This window comes from Psychrobacter sp. GW64-MNA-CIBAN-0177, assembly GCF_040309585.1.
GTDB classification, from domain to species: domain Bacteria; phylum Pseudomonadota; class Gammaproteobacteria; order Pseudomonadales; family Moraxellaceae; genus Psychrobacter; species Psychrobacter okhotskensis.
The window spans coordinates 1-282 of sequence record NZ_JBEOOY010000148.1 but is presented as its reverse complement, the minus strand read 5'-3'; the positions used below and the strand labels follow the sequence as shown (position 1 = coordinate 282).

1 pseudogene is annotated in these 282 nt (G+C 45.7%); it reads right to left on the bottom strand.

Going from position 1 to position 282, the window contains the following annotated elements:
- A pseudogene (locus AAEY79_RS14560) lies at nucleotides 1–282 on the bottom strand (hypothetical protein); the annotation flags it as partial.

The following is a 282-nucleotide window of genomic DNA, read 5'->3' as shown; positions in this document are numbered from 1 at the left end:
TCACTGTATGAGTGCTCAAGTCCATTTTGGTAATATGGTGCTGACAGGCTAAAAGATACAGCTGGTTAAGGGACAACCACATATTACGTAGCGGCTTTTGATAACAAATGGCTTTTTCGTACAATAAGTTTTGATAGGTTAATAAAGCTTGGTACACTGCCACGGCTAAGGTGATGGGCGGCACTGGCGCTGGCGCTAATAACCGTTGCCAAAAACCGGAGGTTACCATCTGCTGCTGTTGGTACTGATATTGCAGCCTCAAACTTTCGCGCTGCACAATGG